The following is a 7,256-nucleotide window of genomic DNA, read 5'->3' on the forward strand; positions in this document are numbered from 1 at the left end:
TGTCTGTCTGTCTGTCTGTCTGTCTGTCTGTCTGTCTGTCTGTCTGTCTGTCTGTCTGTTATTACTTTTATATATTTGTCCATATTATCCATTTTTTCTAACATTTCATCCATAGATGAAAATTTTAATATTGCAGTACCTATAGTACCGCCAGAATTATCAAAAGATAAAATACTATCATTTATTTTAGATAAAATATGATATTCTATAATATTATTTTTCATTAGATCATCAGATATTTTTACTTCTTTTAATATTCCATTATTTTTACTATGCATCATAAAACATGACCAGTAACCTTTAACTTCTTGCATTTTTAAATCTTCACAGTTCTCGCCTAAAGAAGCCTTTATTGTATATTCTGCTGTATCTACATTTGCAGCATATTTTATAACTTCAGCTATTAAATTTCCTCCATTTCTAGGTCCAAGCTCCATTAATATAACTTCATCTTTTTCATTTATTCTAACATCAAAATTATAAGCACCAGTTCTCATATTTAATAAATCAAGTAATTTCTGTGTTTCTTTATCTACTTTACTGTTTGTATATTTAGTTATTGGTCTATATGGAAAACTTTCCCCTATTGGAACGATTGAATTAGTATTAAAATGTTCATTTGCATAACATCTAAATACTAATTTGCCATTTACAGAAAAACCATCACCAGCAATCTGATAACCATTTTTTTCAACATATTCTTCAATAATAAATCTATTATTTCTAGAAAATGATAATGCATATTTTATTTTTTCTTCTAAATCTTCTTTCCTATCTATTTTAGAGACACCTTTACTGCCTGCAGAATCTACAGGTTTTACCATAATTGGTTTTTTAAATATTTCCCAATCATTTATAGCTTCGTATATATTAGCAGAAGTATATCCTTTAGCTTTAGGGCAGTTAAATCCATTATCTAACAAAAATTTTCTAAATAGATCTTTATTAGTTAATATCTCTATAGATTTTAAAGGCTGACCAGGAAGTCCCATTTTTTCAGCTACATAAGAAGCAGTAACTGCCGCAGTATCAGCAGCATAACAAACTATGCCGTCTATTTTTAACATTTTAGCTAATTTTAATACAGCTTCTTTATCCAAAGCACTTACTTCATAATACTCATCAGCAAATTTATGACCTGGATTATTAGGATTATAATCACAGGTTATGGCATAATGTCCTAATCTTTTACATGCTTTTATAGAGTTAATTTGAAAATGTGTTCCGCCTAATAATAAAACTTTTTTCATTTATAAATCCTTATTATTATTACTCCTAATATAATTTATTCTATTATTACTTTAATATATTTTTCCATATTCTTAATCTTGTAATGCATTTCATCTTGAGAATTAAATTCCATTATTATATTACCTATATACTTTGACAAATCAGTAAATTTTTCAACTTTATCACCAATATTCTTAAAAATATTTAATTCCAAAATATTATTTTTTAATTTCTCAGATATTTCTATTTTTTTAAGAAAACCGTCTTTATTAGAATGAATATTATAAAATGCACAGCATCTATATGGTTCTACCATAGATAAATCATCTATATTATCACCTACAGCTGCTTTTATAGTATATTCTGCTAAATCTATACCTGTAGCATATTTAATTGTCTGCGGTATATTTATTCCTCCATTTCTTGGAGTGAATTCCATAAAAAATATATCATTATTAGAATATTGAATCTCTGTACTATAAACACTTGTACTCATATTTAAAATATTTATTATTCTTTGTATTTCTTTTTGCATTTTTATATACAAGGTTTTATTTACATTATTTGGAAAAGTAGTTCCTATTATAGAAAAGTCTTTAAAATATTCATTTCCCAAACATATAAATTTTAATTCCCCATTAATAGAAAATAAATCTCCTTCAAGTTGAGGTAGTTCTAAAAATTCTTCTACTATAAATCTACCATTTTTTGAATAACTCAAAGCTTGCCCTATATAGTATGCAAATTTTTCTTTATTAGATGTATCATATAGTTTACTTAAACCTCTAGCAGAACTAGAGTCAGTAGGTTTTATAACAATCGGCCTATTAAAATATTTCCAATCTTCAATAGCATCATTAATATTAACATACCCACTAGCTTTAGGAGAATTAAAATTATTATCTAAAAGAAATTTTCTAAACAAATCTTTATTTGTAAGTATCTCAACAGATTTTAAAGGCTGTCCATGCAAACCCATTTTTTCGGCTACATAAGCAGCTGTCATACTTTCATTATCAAGTGCATAACAAACAATCCCATCTATTTTTAATTTTTTTGCTAATTTTAATACTGCATCTTTATCTAAAACACTTACTTCATAGTATTCATCAGCATATTTATGCCCTGGATTATAAGGTCTATTATCACAAGTAATAGTATAATATCCTAATCTTTTAGCCGTCTGAATGGAATATATTTGACCGTATGTACCACCTAACAATAATATTTTTTTCATTATAAATCCTAAATTTAAAATAAAAAGCAGCCGCCTAAACTCTTTTTAAGTTTAAGCAGCTGCTTGACTTTTATAAAATAATAATGTATTATATTGTATATATATTAGGGCTGTTCTGTTCTGTTCTGTTCTGTTCTGTTCTGTTCTGTTCTGTTCTGTTCTGTTGCAGGCACTCCGTAGAATATTTTATTATCTTCTATATTTTTTGTTACAACTGATCCTGAACCTATTATTACATTCTTTCCTATTTTTATTCTAGGTAAAATTGTAGCACCCGCACCTATAAAACTATAATCGCCAACCTCTATACATCCGCATAAAGTAGCATTAGGTGCTATATGAACACCTTTACCTATAACACATTCATGATCTACGGACGCAGAAGTATTTATTATAGAATATTTTCCTATAACTACTCTAGGCATAATAGCAGCATTCGGAAGTATCTGAACGCAGTCCATTATTTTAGATGACTTAGAAACATAAGCATATTTGGATATAATACTAATAGATTTAAATCCAAAATTTAATAATTTTTCTGATATACTAACTCTATCTCTTCCATTTGCACCGCCTATAGCAACAACAAAATATGTTTTATCCATTTTTGTTAATTCGCTTTCATCATAAAATATTTTTATATTATCAATCGGAGATTTAACTTCTTTATTTCTATCAAAAAAGGCTACAATATTCAATCCCATATCAGATATTATTTCTTCTAAAACTATTGATTGTCCTGTTGCTCCCCATACTATTATATTATTCATAATTATCCTTAAAGAATTTTCTTTATAATATTTACTACCCTATCAATATCATTTTCCGTTATATCATGATAGCATGGTAAATTTACTGCCCTATTATAAATAGAATAAGAAACTTCTGTATGCTCTTTAAATATCATTTTTTTAGAATCTATACTGTCTTTAAATATTAAAGATAATGGCCAGAAAAATACTCTCCCATCTATATTATTATTTTTAAACTCTTCTAAAAGATTATCTCTGTTAAAATTAATATTTTCATCAAAAATAGCTGTAGTCATCCAATAACTATTTTTACAATCATCAGGAGTATAATTTAATTTTAACGGCAGTCCTTTTAATTTATCTTCATACATTTTAAATATTTCAATTTTTCTATTAACTAACTCATCTATCCTTTCCATCTGAGCACAGCCGATAGCTGCCTGAATATTAGACATTTTATATTTAAAGCCTATAATATCAAACCAAAATTGTTTATACTGATCCTTCTTTCTTCCATGATTAGACAGAGTTAATACTTTGTTATACAATTCCTCATCATTAGTAGCAAACATTCCTCCTTCGCCCGTAGTTAATGTTTTAGTACCGTGAAAAGAAAAAGCAGAAAATATGCCCATAGATCCTGCTTTTTTACCTTTATAAACTGAACCCAATGCTTCGGCAGAATCTTCTATAATTGGAATATTATATTTTTTAGATATTTTAAGAAGCTCATCCATATTACATAAATTACCATAAATATGAACAGCTATTATAGCTTTAGTTTTTTCATTTATTGCTTTTTCAACTTTCTCTATATCTATACACCAATCTTTTTTACTTACATCAACAAGAACAGGCTTAGCTCCTAAATATGTTATAGGTGCTATAGTAGCAACCCAAGTAATATCAGGGGCAATAACCTCATCGCCTGCACCAATACCTAAAGCAGATAATCCCATATGTAAAGCACCTGTACAGCTGGAAGTAGCTATTGTATATTTTACATTTAAATATTCTTTAAACATATTTTCAAATTTATTAATATACTCATAACATTTATTTCCCCAGCCATTTTTAGCAGCATCTGTCGCATAATCTACTTCTTTTTGAGTTATTGAAGGTTTAGAATAATAAATTTGACTTAGACTCATCTAGTATGTTCCAATAATAAAAATTACGTTAACTAAAACTATATATTATAACAAATAAAATGTCAATAATGCATACTATTTTATTTGTAAATAGAAAAAATTTGTTATTTTTATTAGAAATAATAGATAATTCAGCAATTTTACATATAAAATTAACAATAATATAACATAATTTTTATTATAGGACATTATAATATGATTAATTACTTCATCTATATTTGTATAGCTGAAATTTAACTCATTTAATAAAATCGAATTATCCCCTACTATTATATTAGGTTCATTACTATTTAATTCTTTAAGATCAAGCAATTGTATTTTGTTCATACTATTTGCTATTAAAGATGCAATATATCCTAATGATAAGGCATTACCAGAACATAAATTAATTATACCATTTAAATTTGAGTCTGTAATCATACTAATAGCTTTGGCTATATCTCCTGCAAACATATAATCTTTTTTTAATTGAGAATAGTTAATAGATACTTTCTGATTGTTTTTTAAAGAATTTATAATATATGGAAACAGCCTGTTTGGATTTTCATTACTGCCGTAAGTATAAAAAACTCTGCCCCAGCAAAAATCTATATTATTTTTATTGGAATATAATTCGGATACTTCTCTTAAATAATTTTTAGTTTTAGCATATATTGTTTCTGGGTTAAGTTCATCATATTCTTTTAACGGAGCATCTTTAAACTTATATTCAAAACAAGTTCCAATAAATACAGCTTTCTTTCCGCCATTTTCTTTAAAATATCTAAACATTTTTATAGATGAATACAATAAATCAAAATTATAATCAGAATCTAAATAACCTTTTTTAGTATCCCAAGCTAAATGTATTAAATATTCAGGCTTTATCTCATTAAAAATACTTTCTAATTTTTTATGATCATTTAAATCTGCATAAAAATAATTATGTTTTTCTATATGCTTAGTACCAATGCCGAAAACTTCAAAACCTAACTTATTTAAAGGTTCAGTAATATATTGTCCTATAAGTCCGTTTATTCCTGTTACTATAACTTTTTTCATAATACAAAGTCTGCTATATTTTTATCTTTATCGCTCATTATTCTATTTTCGCATTCGGGCCACTGAATATTAAATGCAGGATCATTCCACCTTAAATATCCATAAGCATTTGGTACAAAAGAAGCTCCGACAAAATAACATATCATACTGTCATCTTCAAGAGTCTGTATGCCATGAGCTACATAAGGAGGAATATATATCATTTTACCGTTATCCTCACTTAATTCAATTGTGAAATGTTTGCCGTAAGTAGGTGAATCTTTTCTTATATCAGCTATTGCATCAAAAACTCTTCCCTTGATGCATCTTACAACTTTTATTTCACCATAAGGTGCTATTTGATAATGCATACCTCTTAATGTACCCTTTTTAGCACTATAACTCATATTCGACTGCTTAATTTCAAAATCTAAATTATGTTTTTTTAATTCATCATTACAAAATAATCTCAAAAAATATCCTCTTTCATCTTCTATATAATTATTCTGTATTATGTAAGCACCATCTATATTAGTTTTTTCTATAGTCATAATTTCCAAACCTTATAAAAATTATTTTTCCCATTCAGGAGCAAATTGCTGATTTATTTGTATGAAAGATAATTCATTATTCCAATTAGCATGAGATGATTGAAAACATCTTTTGCATTCATCACACATATTATTCTGATCATTAACATTTTTTCTAAACTCTTGAAACTCTTTAGAATTCCACATATCTTCAAAATTATCATAATTCTCAAAATTAAGAAATTTAAGGGCTGTAGACTGACAAGGACGAACATAACCGTCTGATGCTAAGAAAAAATCTCTCCAAGCAACAAAGCAGTCTTTATGATATTTATCTTCAGCTATATCATAGCCTTGAATAAATGGAAGCTTCAATTTTATATTTAATTTATTTGCTAATTCTAAAGCCTCATCAAAAATTTTTATCACCTTATCTTGTTTATTATATAAAGTTTCATTCAATAAACTATCAGTAAATACAGTCAGATATACTCCCTTTACTTCTTCAAGCCCAATATCGAAAGCCAATTCTATAAGTTTGGGAAGTTCTTCAATATTGGAATCCATTAAAGCCATAACAAAATTCATATAAGGATAATTTAAATTTCTTTCTTTTTTTTCTTTAACTATATCCCTTATATTTTTTATTATAATATCAAAATTGCCCCCGTATCTTATTCTATCATTAGTTTCTGCTTTTGCTCCATCTAAACTAATAGCCATAATATCAACCCTATAATCAAATAAAGCATTCTTTATTTTATCTAATCTCATACCATTAGTGACAAAATATTTTCTAACTGGAAAATCATTTAAATATTTTAATATATCTATAAAATTAGGATGCATTGTAGGCTCACCCCATCCAAAAAGTGTTACCTCTTCTATTGTATAAAGTAAATGCTCCATTTTTTTTAAATAATCCAATTTAAATACTGTGGGGTTAAATTCAGCTTCATCTCTTCCGCACATTATGCATTTCAAATTGCATGCATTAGTTAACTCTAAAACCAATCTTTGAGGATATGATTTTAATATTGTTTTTTTATTATCCATTTCCTGCTTATTTAATATCGTATTATCAATTTGCTTTTTAGTCAATTCTCTAGTCTGCAGTAATTCTTTAGTTTTTGATCTCAATAACATTAAGCAGCCTCCTCTATATGATTTTGAAGAGGACTTATGCTAGAATAATCAGCAGCTATATTTTTATTATAAAAATAAATTTTATTGTTGACATTATCAGCATTATAATATTTAATATAAATGTACTTTAGTCTGCTGCTCTGCTCTGCTCTGCTCTGCTCTGCTCTGCTCTGCTCTGCTCTGCTCTGCT

Annotated in this window: 8 protein-coding genes; all 8 read right to left on the bottom strand. The window is 27.1% G+C overall.

What is annotated here, in order from left to right; all coding sequences use genetic code 11:
- Positions 1 to 1,250, bottom strand: a 1,250-nt coding sequence (locus tag QZ288_RS11475; protein WP_295158994.1) for an ATP-grasp domain-containing protein, incomplete at its 3' end; no start/stop codon positions are given.
- A gap of 35 nt (positions 1,251 to 1,285) precedes the next feature.
- Positions 1,286 to 2,467 carry a carbamoyl-phosphate-synthetase gene (locus QZ288_RS11480; protein ID WP_295158996.1) on the bottom strand — a complete coding sequence of 394 codons (1,182 nt, stop codon included), beginning with the start codon at positions 2,465 to 2,467 and terminating at the stop codon, positions 1,286 to 1,288.
- A 104-nt stretch (positions 2,468 to 2,571) separates the two neighbouring features.
- A complete protein-coding gene (locus QZ288_RS11485) occupies positions 2,572 to 3,237 on the bottom strand; it encodes an acetyltransferase (protein ID WP_295158998.1) in 666 nt (221 codons plus the stop codon).
- 8 nt (positions 3,238 to 3,245) lie between these two features.
- Positions 3,246 to 4,370 (bottom strand): DegT/DnrJ/EryC1/StrS aminotransferase family protein, encoded by a 1,125-nt coding sequence (locus QZ288_RS11490; RefSeq protein ID WP_295159000.1) that lies wholly within the window; start codon positions 4,368 to 4,370, stop codon positions 3,246 to 3,248.
- A gap of 75 nt (positions 4,371 to 4,445) precedes the next feature.
- Positions 4,446 to 5,411 (bottom strand): NAD-dependent epimerase/dehydratase family protein, encoded by a 966-nt coding sequence (locus QZ288_RS11495; RefSeq protein ID WP_295159001.1) that lies wholly within the window; start codon positions 5,409 to 5,411, stop codon positions 4,446 to 4,448.
- Complete coding sequence (rfbC, locus tag QZ288_RS11500) at positions 5,408 to 5,941, bottom strand: dTDP-4-dehydrorhamnose 3,5-epimerase (protein ID WP_295159003.1); 534 nt, start codon at positions 5,939 to 5,941, stop codon at positions 5,408 to 5,410. Before rfbC ends, QZ288_RS11495 begins: the two co-directional genes overlap by 4 nt.
- Positions 5,942 to 5,962: 21 nt before the next feature.
- Positions 5,963 to 7,066: a radical SAM protein gene (locus tag QZ288_RS11505; protein WP_295159004.1), complete on the bottom strand. Its 1,104-nt coding sequence runs from the start codon at positions 7,064 to 7,066 to the stop codon at positions 5,963 to 5,965.
- Positions 7,066 to 7,256: hypothetical protein (locus QZ288_RS11510; RefSeq protein ID WP_295159006.1), on the bottom strand; the 191-nt coding region annotated here is incomplete at its 5' end. The genes QZ288_RS11510 and QZ288_RS11505, both read right to left, overlap by 1 nt.

It is taken from the genome of uncultured Brachyspira sp. (assembly GCF_910578695.1).
Lineage (GTDB): Bacteria > Spirochaetota > Brachyspiria > Brachyspirales > Brachyspiraceae > Brachyspira.

Excerpts from the sequence above, each read along its gene's own strand:
- QZ288_RS11480 (WP_295158996.1), bottom strand. The coding sequence starts at position 2,467 with ATGAAAAAAATATTATTGTTAGGTGGTACATACGGTCAAATATATTCC.
- QZ288_RS11485 (WP_295158998.1), bottom strand. The coding sequence starts at position 3,237 with ATGAATAATATAATAGTATGGGGAGCAACAGGACAATCAATAGTTTTA.
- QZ288_RS11490 (WP_295159000.1), bottom strand. The coding sequence starts at position 4,370 with ATGAGTCTAAGTCAAATTTATTATTCTAAACCTTCAATAACTCAAAAA.
- QZ288_RS11495 (WP_295159001.1), bottom strand. The coding sequence starts at position 5,411 with ATGAAAAAAGTTATAGTAACAGGAATAAACGGACTTATAGGACAATAT.
- rfbC (WP_295159003.1), bottom strand. The coding sequence starts at position 5,941 with ATGACTATAGAAAAAACTAATATAGATGGTGCTTACATAATACAGAAT.
- QZ288_RS11505 (WP_295159004.1), bottom strand. The coding sequence starts at position 7,066 with ATGTTATTGAGATCAAAAACTAAAGAATTACTGCAGACTAGAGAATTG.